The 14,841-nt window shown below is 75.8% G+C and carries 15 protein-coding genes; 1 reads left to right on the top strand and 14 read right to left on the bottom strand.

The features are described from left to right. From RQM47_RS01515 to RQM47_RS01470, 10 genes are all read right to left on the bottom strand, one after another. The gene (locus RQM47_RS01515) at window positions 1-891 is read right to left on the bottom strand and encodes an MBL fold metallo-hydrolase (protein ID WP_314007106.1); all 891 of its coding nucleotides are present in this window, start codon (window positions 889-891) and stop codon (window positions 1-3) included. Window positions 892-948: 57 nt separating this feature from the next. Then, window positions 949-1,452, bottom strand: a complete 504-nt coding sequence (locus RQM47_RS01510) for a cupin domain-containing protein (protein ID WP_311663508.1) — start codon at window positions 1,450-1,452, stop codon at window positions 949-951. Between the two features lie 103 nt (window positions 1,453-1,555). Continuing rightward, entirely contained in the window at window positions 1,556-2,893 is a 1,338-nt protein-coding gene (locus tag RQM47_RS01505; protein WP_311663510.1) for an acyl-CoA dehydrogenase family protein, read from the bottom strand. A 140-nt stretch (window positions 2,894-3,033) separates the two neighbouring features. Beyond that, a complete protein-coding gene (locus RQM47_RS01500) occupies window positions 3,034-3,243 on the bottom strand; it encodes a hypothetical protein (protein ID WP_311663512.1) in 210 nt (69 codons plus the stop codon). Window positions 3,244-3,451: 208 nt separating this feature from the next. Further along, on the bottom strand, window positions 3,452-3,841 hold the full coding sequence (locus RQM47_RS01495; protein WP_311663514.1) for a DUF4440 domain-containing protein: 390 nt from the start codon (window positions 3,839-3,841) through the stop codon (window positions 3,452-3,454). Continuing rightward, window positions 3,838-4,218, bottom strand: a complete 381-nt coding sequence (locus tag RQM47_RS01490) for a Rid family detoxifying hydrolase (protein ID WP_311663516.1) — start codon at window positions 4,216-4,218, stop codon at window positions 3,838-3,840. The genes RQM47_RS01495 and RQM47_RS01490 overlap by 4 nt, the downstream gene beginning before the upstream one ends. A 292-nt stretch (window positions 4,219-4,510) precedes the next feature. Continuing rightward, window positions 4,511-5,587, bottom strand: a complete 1,077-nt coding sequence (locus RQM47_RS01485) for a phosphotransferase family protein (RefSeq protein WP_311663518.1) — start codon at window positions 5,585-5,587, stop codon at window positions 4,511-4,513. A gap of 13 nt (window positions 5,588-5,600) precedes the next feature. Continuing rightward, a complete protein-coding gene (locus tag RQM47_RS01480; protein ID WP_311663520.1) occupies window positions 5,601-6,413 on the bottom strand; it encodes an alpha/beta hydrolase in 813 nt (270 codons plus the stop codon). Window positions 6,414-6,444: 31 nt separating this feature from the next. Beyond that, complete coding sequence (locus RQM47_RS01475) at window positions 6,445-6,576, bottom strand: hypothetical protein (protein WP_311663522.1); 132 nt, start codon at window positions 6,574-6,576, stop codon at window positions 6,445-6,447. A gap of 82 nt (window positions 6,577-6,658) precedes the next feature. Beyond that, window positions 6,659-7,897 (bottom strand): acyl-CoA dehydrogenase family protein, encoded by a 1,239-nt coding sequence (locus RQM47_RS01470; RefSeq protein ID WP_311663524.1) that lies wholly within the window; start codon window positions 7,895-7,897, stop codon window positions 6,659-6,661. 129 nt (window positions 7,898-8,026) lie between these two features. Here RQM47_RS01470 and RQM47_RS01465 point away from each other — a divergent pair, with 129 nt between their 5' ends. Continuing rightward, window positions 8,027-9,766, top strand: coding sequence for an ATP-binding protein (locus RQM47_RS01465; protein WP_314007104.1), 1,740 nt, complete (start codon window positions 8,027-8,029; stop codon window positions 9,764-9,766). A 52-nt stretch (window positions 9,767-9,818) separates the two neighbouring features. On the opposite strand, the gene RQM47_RS01460 is transcribed toward RQM47_RS01465, so the two are convergent. From RQM47_RS01460 to RQM47_RS01445, 4 genes are all read right to left on the bottom strand, one after another. Continuing rightward, complete coding sequence (locus RQM47_RS01460) at window positions 9,819-10,619, bottom strand: glucose 1-dehydrogenase (protein WP_311663528.1); 801 nt, start codon at window positions 10,617-10,619, stop codon at window positions 9,819-9,821. Between the two features lie 112 nt (window positions 10,620-10,731). Continuing rightward, window positions 10,732-11,583, bottom strand: coding sequence for a hypothetical protein (locus RQM47_RS01455; protein WP_311663530.1), 852 nt, complete (start codon window positions 11,581-11,583; stop codon window positions 10,732-10,734). Between the two features lie 42 nt (window positions 11,584-11,625). Next, on the bottom strand, window positions 11,626-13,230 hold the full coding sequence (locus tag RQM47_RS01450) for an MDR family MFS transporter (RefSeq protein ID WP_314007102.1): 1,605 nt from the start codon (window positions 13,228-13,230) through the stop codon (window positions 11,626-11,628). 291 nt (window positions 13,231-13,521) lie between these two features. After that, window positions 13,522-14,799, bottom strand: a complete 1,278-nt coding sequence (locus tag RQM47_RS01445) for a bifunctional 3-(3-hydroxy-phenyl)propionate/3-hydroxycinnamic acid hydroxylase (RefSeq protein WP_314007100.1) — start codon at window positions 14,797-14,799, stop codon at window positions 13,522-13,524. Window positions 14,800-14,841 lie beyond the last annotated feature (42 nt).

The following is a 14,841-nucleotide window of genomic DNA, read 5'->3' as shown; positions in this document are numbered from 1 at the left end:
CTAGCGGAGGGCGCGGGCGAGGCCGTGCCAGCTCGCGTCGGGGTAGAGGAGGGCGCGGTACGGCGCGGCGGCCTCGGCGCCGAGATCGGCGTCGAGGCCGCTCAGAATCTCGGACGAGAACGCGGCCGCCTGGTGCCCGCGGTCGGCGTCGGCGTCCGCGAGGTCGGCGCGGACGCGGGCGGCCCAGGCGTCCAGCGCCGTGCGGAACGCGGCGAGGTCGGCGGCCGGCGTCTCGCTCGCGCCCCAGTGCATGCGGAACAGGCGCTCCGGCTCCCACGCCGCGATCCGGTCCAGCGACGCCGGCCACGCCTCCAGGTCCACGTCCGGGGGCGGGGTGACGGGCAGGACGCGCTCCGAGGGCGGGGCGGTCATCCCGACCGTGTCGCCGACGAACGCGGTCGCCGTCGCGCGGTCGAAGTAGGCGACGTGGTGGACGGCGTGGCCCGGCGTGTACGCCACGTCGAGCGCCCGCCCGCCGACCTCGACGGCCTCCCCGCCCGCGAGCGGCCGCAGCGACGCCTCGGGGACGGCCTCGAAGGCACCCCACAGCTCGTCCATCCGGTCGCCGTAGAGCCGCGTCGCGCTCGCGATCAGCTTCTCCGGCCGGGCCAGGTGCCGCGCGCCGACCTCGTGGACCCAGACCGGCACGCCGAGCCGGCGCACGAGCGTGCCCGTCGCCCCGGCGTGGTCGAGGTGGATGTGCGTGAGGAGGAGCGCGCGGACGTCGCCCAGGCCGTGCCCGAGCGCGCCCAGCCCGTCCTCCAGCGCCGGAAGCACGGTCGACGGGCCGGGGTCGACGAGCGCCACCCCGCCCTCGACCGGGACGACGCCGCAGGCGAGGACGCGCTCGGCGCCGAGAAACGGGAGGTCGAGGGCGCGGACATCATTCATGGAGCGGACTCAGATGGTGAACCCCGAGGGCGGGGCGGGAAAACGGGGGCGGGGCGGTCAGCGCCAGAGCGTCGTGAGCGGGCCGCCCCGCCCGCGCACGGGGTCGGCGGCCGGGCGGGGCACGGCGACGCCGGGCGGGGCGGGGCCGTCGTGGTCGGGTCGCCGCGTGGTGAAGGCGTGCTGGCCCTCGGGATAGGCGCCGACGACGCGGAAGTCGGCGCTGGCGTCGAGCCGCTGGTGGACGGTCCCGACGGGGAGCACGACCACGTCGCCGGCCTCCACCGTCACGTCCTGCCCCGCCGCCCCGCCCAGGCGGAGCGCTGCGCGGCCGGCGACGACGGCGAGCGCCTCGTGGGCGTCGGGGTGCTCGTGCGGGTAGGCGAAGACGCCGTCGACCCACGCTCCGCCCCAGCCGTTCTCGTCCAGGCGGCGGACGGCGGCCTCCGCCCCGCCCTCGAATGCGGCGCGGTACAGGAGGACCGGCCACGCGCGGCCGTCGCCGCCCCGCCCCAGCGTCAGCGTCTCGGGCGGACCCAACGGGCGGGGCGGAACGTCGGGCATCGGGCGGGGCGGGAACGGTGGGGCGGGGCGGCGTGGAGCGGCGTTCAGGAGGCGGCCGAGTGCGCGGCCTGAGGCCGTACCCCGTACCCGCCCGGAGGGCGTTCTACACGAACGCGCTGAGGCCGGTGATGGCGCGGCCCGTGATGAGCACGTTCATCTCGCGCGAGCCCTCGTAGCTGTAGACGGCCTCGGCGTCGGCGAACAAGCGGGCCACGTCGTGCTCCAGCAAGATGCCGTTGCCGCCGAGCAGGCCGCGCCCGATCTGCGCCGTCTCGCGCATCTTGTCCACGCACCACACCTTGGCGAGCGACGCCCGCTCGTGGAGCCGCTCGTGCTCCTCGTAGAGCTGGCCGAGCCCGAGGACCGTGGCCTGGATGGCGACCACGTTGCCGAGCATCCGCACGAGCCCCTCCTGGACGAGCTGGAAGCCGGCGATCGGCTTGCCGAACTGGGTCCGCCGCGTGCAGTAGTCGAGCGTCGCCTCGTAGAGCCCCATCGCCATCCCGCACGCCTCCCACGAGACGCCGGCGCGGGCCGTCGCCAGTTGCCCCGCCACGTCCTTGAACGTGCGGACGCCCGGGAGCCGGCTGGCCTCCGGCACCTCGACGTTCTCCAGCCGGATGTCGACGTTCTGAACGGCCCGCTTGGCGATCTTGCCCTCCAGCTTGTCCACGTGGAAGCCGGGCGTCCCCTTCTCGACGAGGAAGCCCTTCACATTCCCATCGGCCGTGTCGCGCGCCCAGATCACGGTGACGTCGGCGAAGGTCGCGTTGCCGGACCACTTTTTGGCGCCGTTCAACGTCCATGTGTCGCCGTCGCGGCTCGCCGTGGTTTCCAAGCCGAGGGCGGCGTCCGACCCGTGCTCAGGCTCGGTCAGCGCCCAACTCCCGATGGCCTCGAACCGCTCCAGCGGGCCGATCCACCGCTCTTTCTGCGCGTCGCTCCCGAACCGCCAGATCGAGTACAGGCAGAGCCCCCAATGCACGCCCAGAAACGTGCCGACGGACGGGTCGACGCGGGGGATCTCCATCGAGACCAGCCCGGTGAGGAAGCCGTCGGTGCAGTACCGCTCGGCCGGGTTCGGCCCGAACGCCTCGTGGAGCGCGTCGCGGAAGCCGGGGACGATCTCGAACGGCATCTCGCCCCGCTCCCAGTAGTCGTTGATGACCGGCGCGACCTCGTCGACCATGAACCGGCGGACGACGCGCCGCGCGCGCTGCTGGTCGTCGGTGAGCTGGCGCTCGAAGAGGCCGTAGAAGTCGGCGTCTGGCGCGGGCGGGGCGTACGGCGGGCGGGCCGCCCCGCCCCGGGCGCCGTCGCCGCCCGAGCGGCCGGGGCCGACGAGCCGGTCGAGGTCCTCGGCCGACATGCCTTCGAGGCGGTCGAGGAGGGCGGCGAGGTCGGTCTTTTCGGCGAGGCGGGCGAGCCGGGCGGGGTCCATCGGGCGGGGCGGGTGGGGGCGGGGTGAACGGCACGGCCGGGGCCGGGTTCATCCGCCGCCCCGCCCGCGCCGGTTTACGCCCACGAAAAAGCGGCCGCCCCGCTCGGGGACGGCCGCTCAGGGTCGAGGGCGGGGCGGGCTCAGGCCTGCGCTCCGGGCTGGCCGAGCACGTCGAGCGGGATCAGCTCGAGGTGGATGCCGTTGTCGCCCGGGTAGCTCCGGGTGTGGGCGACCTCGTTCGTCCAGATCTCGTCGGGGATGCCGTCGGGGAAGGCGCTGCAGAGGAGGTCGTCGGTCACCTGGCGTTCGAGGTGGGTGCAGGCGGTGCACTGGGATTGGGCGTCAATCATGGCGGGGCGGGTGTGGTTCTGGATGTTGCGTGTTGAACCGTCCCGCGGACGGGCGGGTCCGGCGGGGACCAACATTAGAACCAGTCCAGATCCACCCAGGCGCCGATTTTGCCGCCCCGCCCTCAGCTCCAACGGCCCGGGCGGGGCGGCTGGCTGGGCGCTCTCGGCGACCGCCCCGCCCACGCGCACGAGCCGGTCCGCACGGCCGCTAAAACGGTGCGTCGTGCGTGACGGCGACCGCGATCCGCCAACCGTCGCCCCCGTCCGCGGCGGGGACGAGCGTGTACGTTGTCGCAAACAACCAGCGGAGCCGGGTCCGGGGGCGCCCGAGCTGCCAGTCGACGCGGACGACGGCGTGGGCGGGGCCGTCCTCCAGGACCTCGACGCCGTCCGGCTGCACCTTCTGGACGTCCCACGCCCGGTGGAGCGCGAGGAGCGCCTCGACGCTCTCGGCCACGGCCTCGGCCGTACCCAGCACCTCGGCCTGACCGTCGCGGACGAGCAGGCTCGGCGTGAGGTAGCACGCGGCGATGGCGCCGGCGTCGTAGGCCACGAACGCCTCGGCGTACCGCTCGAAAAAAGGAACGACCTCGGTCACGACGCCGCCGCCGCGATCACCTCGATCTCGACGAGCGCGCCGAGCGGGAGCCCGCCGGTCGCGAACGCCGAGCGGGCGGGGCGGTGCTCGCCAAAGGCCTCGGCGTAGACGGCGTTGACGGCGCCGTAGTCGTCCATCGACGCGAGCAGCACCGTCGTCTTGACGACGTCGCCGAGGTCGAGCCCGGCCGCGTCGAGGACCGCGCGGATGTTGGCGAACACCTGCCGCGTCTGGGCCGCCGCGTCGTCGCCGACGAGCGTGTCCGTGGCGGGGTCGAGGGCCACCTGGCCGGAGCAGAACACGAGGCCGCCCGTGCGGACGGCGTGGCTGTACGGGCCGACGGCGGCGGGCGCGCCGGGGGCGGTGAGGACATCCATGAGCAGCAGGGGGCGGGGTGGGGGAGGGCGCAGGATACCCGCCGGGGCGCCGCCTCAACCACCCCGCCCTCGCGTCGAGGCGTGCGGCGGGTCCGCCCTTTGGGTCCGCCCCGCCCGTGGGGTCCGCTTGCGCCGGACACGACGAGTCGTGTCCCTACGGGCGCCCGTCGTTGGGAGAGGCGGCCGCGGGTGGGGCGGCGTCCGTCGTCGGCCGCCCCGCCCTCGCGTGGTCCGACGGGCGGGGTGGTCCGCCCCACTCGCGCGGCTACTTACACCTCGATCCCTCCCCGCCTCACCCGCCGTGGAGCTCCGAGATCCGGTCGCGCTCGATGGCCCGCGCCGCCGTCTCGCCGCAGGCGCGGACCGTGTGGATGAGGCCCTCGAAGCGCGGGTCCGTCGCCGTGCCCAGCGTCCACCGCTGGTAGATCTGCTGCGCGATCACGGCCAGCTTGACGAACCCGTAGGCCGTGTAGAAGACGGCGTGCTCGACCTCGCGGCCCGTCCGCGCCTCGTACGCCTCGACGAGCTCGGCGCGCGTCGGGTTGCCGGGCCACCACGTCGGGCTGAGCGCCATGGCCTTGAGGGCGGGGCGGTCGGTCGCCTCGACCCAGTAGCCCAGCGTCGAGCCCAGGTCCATGAGCGGGTCGCCGACCGTCGCGAGCTCCCAGTCGAGCACGGCGCGGACGTCGGCGAGGTCGCCGGGGTCGAGGACGAGGTTGTCGTACTTAAAGTCGTTGTGGACGAGCGTCGCGTCGGACTCGGGCGGCTGGTGCGCCTGCATCCAGGCGAACGCCCGCTCGAGCTCGGGGACGACGTCGGTCGCCGCCGCCGTGTAGCGCCGCTCCCACCCCGCCACCTGGCGCCCGACGTAGCCCTCGGGTCGCCCCAGGTCGGCGAGCCCGACGGCCTCCACGTCGACGGCGTGGAGCCGCGCGAACGTCTCGACGAAGGCGCCGGCCACGCGGCGCATGGCGTCGGCGTCGGGCCGCGCCTCGGGCGGGGCGGTCGTCCGCAGGACCACGCCCGGCACGTGCTCCATGACGTAGAACGGCGCCCCCAGCACGTCGCCGGTCGGCTCGTAGGCCAGCGGCTCGGGGACCGGGACGTGCCCGTCGAGCGCCGTCAGCAGCCCGTACTCGCGCCCCATGTCGTGGCCGCCGCGGACGTGCGCCCCGTGCGGCGGCCGCCGCAGGACGACCTCGCGGTGGCCCAGGTCGAGGAGGTACGTCAGGTTCGAGAACCCGCTGGGGTACTGGTGCACGACCGGCCGCTCTGTCACGCCCAGCGCGTCGCCCAGCCAGGCGGAGAGGGCGTCGAGGTCGAGCTCGTCGCCGGGGCGGACGTCGCGGGGGCGGTCGAGGGCGGGCATGGGCGGGGCGGCGCTAGGCGATGGGGTGGCGGCGGAGCCAGTCGAGCACGAGCCGCGTGGTCTCGGCCGGAGCCTCGGCCGGCGGCGTGTGGCCGACGTCCGCGAGCTCGACGAACGTGGCGTCCGGGATCCGCTCGGCGTCGGCGCGGCCCTGGTGCGGCGGGTGCGGCCGGTCGTGCTCGCCGGTGACGACGAGCGTGGGCGCCGTGATCCGCCCGAGCTGTCCGGCTACGTCGTCGCGGCCGAAGATGCCCCGCCCCGCCCGGAACACGCCGGCGCGCGAGTTCGACCGGATCCGCCGCTCCTGCTCGGTGCGGTCGGCGGCGCGGGCGGGGTCCGCGAGGTAGGTCGGGCCGTAGAGGATGGGGAGCACGCGGCCCAGGACGGCCCCGTAGCCCAGCGCGCGGAGCGCCCACAGGAGGGCGTCGTACTGGCGGCGCGCCGCCCCGCCCTCGGCCCCCGCGGCGGTCCCGATCTGGACGAGGCTGGCGACCCGGCGCGGCGCCCGCAGCGCGAGCCGGTACCCGACGTAGCCGCCCATCGAGTGCCCGACCCAGTGGAACCGCTCCAGCCCGAGCCGGTCGGCCAGGGCGAGCGCGTCGGCCGCGAGGCCCCACGGGTCGTAGCCGCCGGCCGTCACCTCGCTCCGCCCTTGGCCGCGCCAGTCCAGCCGGACCGCCCGGTAGCCGGCCTCGGCGAGCGCCTCGGCCTGCCGGTCCCACAGCGCCGACGTCATGAGGTAGCCGTGGCCGAGCACGACGGGCTCGCCGTCGCCGCCGGAGTCGGCGTAGAAGGCCTCGGCGCCGTTGAGGGAGAGCGTGGGCACGGCGGGCGGGGTGGGCGGGGCGGTCCGCAGACTAGGCCACGGTCGGCCGCCGCGCCACCGCCCCGCCCGCGAGTGGGGCGGTGGGGGATGCGGTGAGGCCGTCCGAGAGCCGGGCCTCGTCGAACCCGTCGCCACCGAACCGGGGCGCGGCGTCGGCCGCCACCGATGGCGAGGCGTCGCGCCCCGCCCACGAGCCCTGCCGCGAGGGCGGGGTGGCGCCGGGCGGGGCGGCGCGCCTTCGCCTGCTACACGTCCACGCCGACGCGCGCTTTTGCGGGCGGGGCGGCGTCGGGGTACCGCCTCATCTCCTCGCGGGCCACGACCGTCTTGTGCACCTCGTCCGGGCCGTCGTAGATGCGCGCGCCCCGCTCGTGGCGGTACCAGAACGCGAGCGGCGTGTCGTCCAGGACGCCCAGCCCGCCGTGGACCTGGATGGCCCGGTCGAGGACGCGCTGGAGCGTGTTGGCGACCGTGAACTTGATGGCGCTGATCTTGCCGCGTGCCGCCTTCGCCCCGTCGCGCTCGATGGCCTCGGCGGCGTCGAGGACCAGGAGCCGCGCGGCGTCGGTCTCGGCCCGACTCTCGGCGATCATGAACTGGACGGCCTGCTTGGTCGCGAGCGGCGTGCCCGGGGCGATCTCGCGCGCGGCGGCGTAGCGGCACAGGAGGCTCAGCGCCCGCTCGCACACGCCGACCCACCGCATGCAGTGGTGGATGCGGCCCGGCCCCAGCCGCTCCTGCGCGAGCTGGAACCCGCCGCCGCGCGGCCCGAGCAGGTTGGCCTCGGGCACGCGGACGCCGTGGAACCGGATCTCCGAGTGCGAGAACCACCCCTCGGCCTCGTCGCCCATAACCGGCAGCTTGCGGACGTGCTCCAGGCCGTCGGCGTCGGTCGGCACCAGGATCATCGACGCCCGGGCGTACTTGTTGTCGGCGTCGGGGTCGGTCACGACCATGGCCACGGCCCAGGCGGCGCCGTCGAAGCCGGTCGTAAACCACTTGTGGCCGTCGATGGTCCACTCGCCGCCCTCCAGCCGCGCCGTCGAGCTCATCACGGTCGGGTTCGAGCCGGCGTGCTCGGGCTCGGTCATCGCGAAGCACGAGCGGACGTCGCCGTCGAGGAGCGGCTGCAGAAACTCCGCCTTCTGCGCGTCGGTCGCGTGTCCGAGCAGGAGCTCCATGTTGCCAATGTCTGGCGCCTGCCCGTTCGTGGCGACGTGGCCGAGCGGGCTCCACCCGAGCGCCTCGGACACGCGGCCGAACGCGGGGAGCGACAGCCCCGCCCCGCCCTCGCTGGCGGAGAGCGCGAGGTTCCACAGGCCGGCCGCGCGGGCGTCGGCGCGGACGTCGGCGAGGCCGGCCCACAGCGTGGCGTAGTCGCTAGCCTGGAGGTGCGCCTCGAGCGGCACGCACCGCTCCGCGACGAACGCGCGGACGCGGCCGAGGAGGGCGTCGAGGTCGGAGGCGGGCGGGGCGGCGGTCATGGCGGGGCGGGGTGGGGGAAGGCGTATGCGTCACCCCAGCCCGGGTTCTGACACGGCCCGAGTCCGCCCCGCCCCGCGCTCAAGTGCCGCCCCGCCCCGCCCGATACCGGCGGGAGCCGAGCCCCACGTATGCCGACGACCCCGACCCCCCTCCACTTCCGCATCCAGCGCGCGCTCCTCGTCCTGGTCGGCGCGGCCGGGCTGGGCGTCAACGTCGGGCTGTACGGCGACGAGTCCGGGTGGTCCCAGGTCGCCGTCACCGTGCTCTACGGCGCCCCGCTCATCGCGGCCCTCGTCGTGACCTGGAGCGCTCGGGTGCGGGCGTGGACGCGCGAGATCGTCCTCGCGACGGCGTACCTGGTCTCCTTTGGCGACATCACCAACATGATGGTGAATGGGGGACCGGAGCGGATGGTGTGGCTCGTCCTCCTCCTCACGGGGACGCCGACCGTTGTCGGCGTCTTTGCGCGCCGGTGGTGGGAGGTGGCGCTCTACGGCGCGTCCAGCGTCGCGCTCCTCGGGGTGGGGTGGGCGGCCGGTCTGATGTCGGGCCGGGAGGCGATCCTCCTCGTCGTCGCCGGAACGATCGCCGCGACGGCGCTCTCGCTCGCGACGGCGGCCCGGGTCTGGGCGGAGGCCGCGCTCCGGGGCTCGAACGAGGACCTGGCGCGGGCGCGGGCCGAGGCCGAGGCCGAGCGCGAGCGCGCCGAGGCGGCGGCCCGGACCAAGAGCGAGTTTCTGGCCTCGATGAGCCACGAGATCCGCACGCCCATGAACGGCGTCGTCGGGATGTCGGACCTCCTCGCCGACACGGCGCTCGACACCGAGCAGGCCGAGTACGTGCGGACGATTCGCACGAGCGCCGACGCGCTCCTCGCGCTCGTCAACGACGTCCTGGACCTCTCGAAGATCGAGGCCGACGGGGTCGAGATCGAGGCCGTCCCGTTCGATCCCGCGGCCCTCGCCCGCGACGCCACCGACATCGTCCGCGTCCAGGCCGCCGCGCGCGGGCTCGCGCTCGCCGTCGAGGTCGGCCACGGCGTGCCCGCGGCGGCCCTGGGCGACCCCACGCGGGTCCGGCAGGTGCTCCTCAACCTGCTCTCGAACGCCGTCAAGTTCACGCACGAGGGCGCCGTGACCGTGCGCGTGTCGCCCGGGTTGGGCGGGGCGGGGCTCCGGTTCGAGGTCGAGGACACGGGCGTCGGCGTGGCCCCGGGCGCGCTCGATGGCCTGTTCGACCCGTTCACGCAGGCCGACGCCTCGACGACGCGGAAGTACGGGGGCACCGGGCTCGGGCTCGCCATCAGCCGGCGGCTCGTCGAGATGATGGGCGGGGAGATGGAGGCCCAGAGCGCGCCCGGCGTCGGCTCGACGTTCGCGTTCACGGTCGCCGCCCCGCCCTCGGCCGAGCCTGCGCCCGCCGAGTCGGCCCCCGCCCCGCCCGCTGGCGTCGAGCGGCGGGGGCTCCGCGTGCTCGTCGCCGAGGACAACGTGGTCAACCAGAAGGTCGTCGTGCGGACGCTCGACCGGCTCGGCGTCGGGGCCGACGTGGCCGCCGACGGAGCCGAGGCGCTCGCCGCGCTCCACCGGGCGGCCGGGGCGGGGCGGCCGTACGACGCGGTCCTCATGGACGTCCAGATGCCGACGATGGACGGCCACGAGGCCACGCGCCGGCTCCGCGCCGAGCTGCCGCCGGGCGCCCAGCCCTGGGTCGTCGCGCTGACGGCGAACGCCATGGAGGGCGACCGCGAAGCGTGCCTCGCCGCCGGTGCCGACGCCTACCTCTCGAAGCCGGTCCGCCGCGAGGCGCTCGCGGACGCCCTCGACGCGGCCGCGGCCGACCGCCCCGCCCCAGCGCTCGCCGCCTGAAACGGCCGCCTCCCCGCCCGCACGATCGAATCCGGGGGCGGGGTGGCGGCCCCTACATCCCCGGCGTGCCGACGAGCTGGCCGCCGTCGATGCGGAACCGCGAGCCCGTCACGAACCGGCTGGCGTCGGACGCGAGGTAGAGCGCGAGCGGGGCGATCTCCTCGGCGTCCGCGATCCGGCGCAGGGGCACGAGCTGGAGCGTCTGCTGGGCCGCCCGCTCGTCCTCCCACAGGACCGACGAGAACTGCGTCTTGACGAACCCGGGCACGACGGCGTTCACGCGGATCTGGTCGCGGGCCAGCTCGGCGCCGAGCACCTCGGTAAGCATGAGCACGGCGGCCTTCGAGACGCAGTAGACGCCCATGCCGGGCAGCGCCCGCTCGCCGGCCACGCTCGACATGTTGATGACCGAGCCGCCGCCCCGCTCGGTCATCGACGGCACGCAGGCGCGGATCGTGCGGAAGTAGCCCTTCACGTTGACGTCGTAGGTCTTGTCCCACTGCGACATCTCGCTCGTGAGAATCGGCCCGTAGTGCGGGTTCGTCGCCGCGTTGTTGACGAGCACGTCGACGCCGCCGTACTCGCTCGTGACGCGGTCGACGAGCGCGGCCACGCCCTCGTCGCTCCCCGTGTGCGCGGCGACCGCGAGCGCCTCCCCGCCCTCGGCGCGGATGGCCTCGGCGACGGCGTCGAGGTCGGCCTGCGTGCGGCTGGCGAGGGCGACCGACGCGCCGGCGGCGGCGAACGCCTCGGCGATCGCGCGGCCGATGCCGCGGCTGGCGCCGGTGACGAGGGCGATCTTGCCGTCGAGGCGGAGCGAGTGGGCGTCGGATGGGGCGGGGCGGTCGGGCATGGCCGGGGCGGGGTGGGGGAGGAGAGCGCCTGCTCTGGGCGGGGCGGGCGAACCTACCGCCTCGCCTTTTGGGTCCGCCCCGCCCGCGGTTCGGCGTCGGGGCGGGAGCGCGCTAGCGGGCGGTGAGGGAGTCGTAGAGGGCCGTCGAGGCGCGGTAGAGGCTGTCGATGAGGGCGGGGTCGCCGGCGTCGAGGCGGCCGAAAAGGAGGCTGTCGCGGACGGCCCGCTCGCGCTCCAGGCGGACGCCGGCGCCGATGAGGCTGGGCACGAGCACGCCGCGGACGTCGGCGGCCCTGGCCGCCCGGACGTCGGCGTAGGCCGCCACGGGGAGCCGGGCGGCGACGGTCTCGACCTGCGCCCGCGTCCCGTCGACCAGGAGCCCGACGACGACGGGCGCGTCGCCGGCCGCGGCCCGCTCGGCGGCCCGTGCGTCGGCGTGGTTGCTGACGAGCGACGCGGCCATCATCTGGAGCTCACGCGAGGCCCGGAACGCCTCCAGACCGACCGTGTCGAGCGGGGCGGCCATCCACTCCAGCCGCCCGGGTACGGACAGCCCGGCTCGCATGCCGGTGAGCTGGCCGCGGAACGTGGCGACCGCCTCGGCCAGACTCTCGCGGCCTTCTCCCATCGCGGACCCGGAGACGTTGCGGACTTTGAAGTAGAACCCGACGAGCCGAGCACGATCTGACGGCGGCCCGGGCAACGCCGCCTCAAGGGCGCTCACCGAGACCGGCTCCGCCAGGTACAGGCCGGCCGTGCCCTCCGCGTCCTCCGGCCAGTCCAGGCGGTCGAGCGGCTGGAGGAACGCCCGCCCCTCCTCGGGCGGGGCGGCCTCGGGCGGGGCGGCGGGTGCGTCCTCGACCGGCGCCGGCGGCGCGCACGCGGCGACCGCCCCGCCCGCGACGAGCACGGCGGCGAGCGGCCACCACAGGCGGCGGGCGGGCGGTGCGGGAGCGGCGGGCATGGGCGGGGCGGGCACGGTGGCGAGCGAACCTACCGCCCCGCCCTACGCCTGCGCCTCGACCGCGTGGACCGTGCTCGGGTCCGGCGGCCCGACCTCGGTCCCGCGCCCCAGGTCCTCGTCGAACGTCTTGCGCAGCGGGAGGTCGGGCACGAGGAGCGTCAGGAGCCACCCCGCCCCCACGAACCCGAGCGCGAGCGTGTAGACGTGGCGCGTGGCGAGCGCGTACGCCTGGCGGACCGGCTCCGGCGGCAGCGCGCCCTCGGCCGCGGTCGCGGGCACGCCGCCCTCGACGGGCGGGGCGGCGGCGGCCGAGCCCAGCGCGGTCGTGAGCGTGAGCGCGAGGACGGCGCCCAGCGCGGCCGTCCCCACGGCCCCGCCGATCTGGCGGAAAAACTGCGTCGCGCTCGTCGCCTGCCCCAGCTTCCGCACGTCGACCGCGTTCTGGACGGCGAGCGGGAAGAGCGGGAGCGTCGGCCCGACGCCCAGCCCGCACACGACCATGAGCACGAGGATGGTCGAAAACGAGGTGTCGACCGTGAGCCGGCTCAGCCCGAACACGCCGACGACGAACACGAGCCCGCCGCCCACCATGAACCGCTTGTAGCGCCCGACGCGCGAGACGATCTGCCCGCTGACCGTCGCCCCGAACACGACGCCGAGCGAGAGCGGGATGAGCGCCACGCCCGCCGCCGTCGCGCTCGTCCCCAGGACGTTGACGAGGTAGAGCGGGAGGAACACGACGAGCCCGAGAAAGGCGCCCCCGTAGAAGAACAGGGCGGCGACCGACGCCGAGAACACGCGCTGGCGGAACAGGCCGAGGTCGAGGAGCGGGTCCGACGTCCGCGCCGAGCGCACGGCGAACCCGGCCAAGAGCGCCGCCCCGCCCGCGAGCAGCCCCAGCGTGACCGGCCCGGCCCACGGGCAGGCCTGCTTGTCGAGCTGGAGCGCGAGCACGAACGGGACCAGCCCGCCGACGAGGAGCGCGGCGCCGAGGTAGTCGATCCGCCCGCCCCCGACGGGGTCGAACCGCGGCATCCGGCGGAGCACGAACCACAGCGCGAGGGCTCCGAACGGGATGTTGACGTAGAACACCCAGCGCCACCCCGCCACGCCCGGAATGACGCCGTCGGCGTGGTCGGTGAGGAAGCCGCCGAGGAGCGGCCCGAGCACGCTCGCGATCCCGAACGCCGCGCCCACGAACCCCTGGTACTTGCCGCGCTCGGCCGGCGGGAACAGGTCGGCGATGACGATGAAGGCCATCGCGAAGAGGCCCGCCCCGCCCACGCCCTGGAGCGCGCGGAACACGATGAGCTGTGTCATCCCGTCGCCCAAGACCGGCAGCGGCCCGAACTCGCCCGCCAGCCCGCACAGCGCGGACCCGACGAGGAACAGGCCGATGGCCCAGACCTCGACCGTCCGCCGGCTCGCGATGTCGGCGAGCTTCCCGTAGATCGGGACCATCGCCGTGGACGCCAGCAGGTAGGCCGTCGCCACCCAGGCGTAGCGCGTGACGCCGTCGAGGTCCTCGACGATGCGCGGGAGCGCCGTCGCCACGATCGTCTGGTCGAGGGCGCCGAGGAACAGCGCGAGCAGGACGGCGAACAGCGTGACTAGGCGGTCGCGCTGGGACAGGTCGGCAGCGGGCATCGGGCGGGCGGGGCGGCAGCAGGGGCAGCCTTTCTAACGCCTCAGGGAGCGGGGTGTCCGGCCGCGCCGAAACCTCACGCCCGCCCGCCCCGCTCGGCGTCTTCCCGCCGGGCGGGGCGGCGTCCAGCTTGCTCGGCCCGCCACCCCGCCCGGTGGCTCCCGATCCGTGGCCGCCCCGCCCGCGCCGAGGGCAGGCAGACGTGGCCCAATGCGGACACCATGCATGATGTCCCTACGAACCGTAGCCGTCGTGCTCCTGCGGGCGGGGCGGCCGTCTTCCGCTTCCCGCCGTCACCCCCGCACGTCCAGCAGCCGCCGACGCACGGCTGGGACCCGCCACCCCGCCCGCAGCACGGCGTCGCGGACGGCGGCGAGCGGGGCGGGCAGCGTCACGAGCCGCCCCAGGCGCACGGCCTGGCGGACCGTCGCCTCGACGTGCGGGCGGCGCTCGGCCTCGTAAGTGTCGAGCCTCCCGAGGGCCGCCCCGCCTTGCGCGACGGCGGCGACGAGCGGGGCGAGCGCCCAGGCGTCGCGCAGGCCGGCGCCCAGCCCTTGCCCCAGGAACGGCGGCATCTGGTGCGCCGCGTCGCCGGCGAGCACGACCCGCCCCGCCCGCCACCGCTCGGCGACGAGGTCGTGGAACGTGTACACCGCCGCCCGCTCCACCTCGACGGCGTCGGGGTCGACGTGCGGCGCGAGGAGCGCGCGGACGGACGACGGCCGGCAAATCGTCTCGGCGTCCTCGCCCGGGCGGAGCCGAAACTCCCACCGTCGGCGCGGGTCGGGGAACGGGACGTAGGTCGAGGGCCGGGCGGGGTCGGCGATCTGGAGGAGCCGGCGGGGCAGCCGCTCGCGGGCGGGACGGTCGACGAGCGCGTCGACGACCAGCCACGCCTGCTCGAACCCGCCGCCCGCGAGCGCGACGCCGGCCGCCTCGCGGACCCGGCTGCTCGCCCCGTCGCACCCGACGACGAGCGCGGCTTCGACGGCGAACGCCCCGCCCGGCCCGGTCCCGCTCACGTCGACCGCCCCGCCGGTCTGCGGTCCGCCGGTCTGCGGTCCGCCCCGCTCGCGGATGGACTCTACGGCGTGGCCCAGGCGGACGTCCACCGTCGGCAGCGCGGTGAGGCGGCGGCGGAGCGCGCGCTCGACGTCGGGCTGATACATCAAGATGCCCACGGGGAAGCCGGGCGGGGCGGCCTGGGCGGGGCGGCCGCGCAGGAGCAAATGGCCGCGCCGGTCGACCAGGTCGAACCCGTCGAGCGGTCGGCCCAGCCCGGCTGTCTCGACACCGGCGGCGGCGAGACAGCGGAGGGCCTCGCCGTCCAGGTGCGCCGCGCGCGGCGTGCTGTGCGGGGCGGCGTCCCGCTCCAGCACCACGACGCGGACGCCGCGCGCGCCGAGGAGCGCAGCGAGCACGCCGCCCACGGGGCCTAGGCCGACGACGACGACGGGGGGCGGGGCGGCAGGCAGGGCGGACCCAGAGGGTGGGGCGGGGCGGCGTCTGACCCGCCCCGCCCGCCGAGGTGCCCGGGCGGGGCGGCCCTCAGGCGGCGGCGTCCGAAACACCGCCCCGCGCAGCCGATTCAACCCAGCCCCCTCCTCTCCCCA

This window comes from Rubrivirga sp. S365, from assembly GCF_032248475.1.
Taxonomy (GTDB): Bacteria; Bacteroidota; Rhodothermia; order Rhodothermales; family Rubricoccaceae; genus Rubrivirga; species Rubrivirga litoralis.
This window is presented reverse-complemented; position numbering and strand designations above follow the sequence as displayed.

Bases quoted from the DNA above. Each gene is read 5' to 3' on its own strand.
- RQM47_RS01515 (WP_314007106.1), bottom strand. From the start codon at position 891: ATGAATGATGTCCGCGCCCTCGACCTCCCGTTTCTCGGCGCCGAGCGC.
- RQM47_RS01510 (WP_311663508.1), bottom strand. From the start codon at position 1,452: ATGCCCGACGTTCCGCCCCGCCCGTTGGGTCCGCCCGAGACGCTGACG.
- RQM47_RS01505 (WP_311663510.1), bottom strand. From the start codon at position 2,893: ATGGACCCCGCCCGGCTCGCCCGCCTCGCCGAAAAGACCGACCTCGCC.
- RQM47_RS01500 (WP_311663512.1), bottom strand. From the start codon at position 3,243: ATGATTGACGCCCAATCCCAGTGCACCGCCTGCACCCACCTCGAACGC.
- RQM47_RS01490 (WP_311663516.1), bottom strand. From the start codon at position 4,218: ATGGATGTCCTCACCGCCCCCGGCGCGCCCGCCGCCGTCGGCCCGTAC.
- RQM47_RS01485 (WP_311663518.1), bottom strand. From the start codon at position 5,587: ATGCCCGCCCTCGACCGCCCCCGCGACGTCCGCCCCGGCGACGAGCTC.
- RQM47_RS01470 (WP_311663524.1), bottom strand. From the start codon at position 7,897: ATGACCGCCGCCCCGCCCGCCTCCGACCTCGACGCCCTCCTCGGCCGC.
- RQM47_RS01465 (WP_314007104.1), top strand. From the start codon at position 8,027: ATGCCGACGACCCCGACCCCCCTCCACTTCCGCATCCAGCGCGCGCTC.
- RQM47_RS01460 (WP_311663528.1), bottom strand. From the start codon at position 10,619: ATGCCCGACCGCCCCGCCCCATCCGACGCCCACTCGCTCCGCCTCGAC.
- RQM47_RS01455 (WP_311663530.1), bottom strand. From the start codon at position 11,583: ATGCCCGCCGCTCCCGCACCGCCCGCCCGCCGCCTGTGGTGGCCGCTC.
- RQM47_RS01450 (WP_314007102.1), bottom strand. From the start codon at position 13,230: ATGCCCGCTGCCGACCTGTCCCAGCGCGACCGCCTAGTCACGCTGTTC.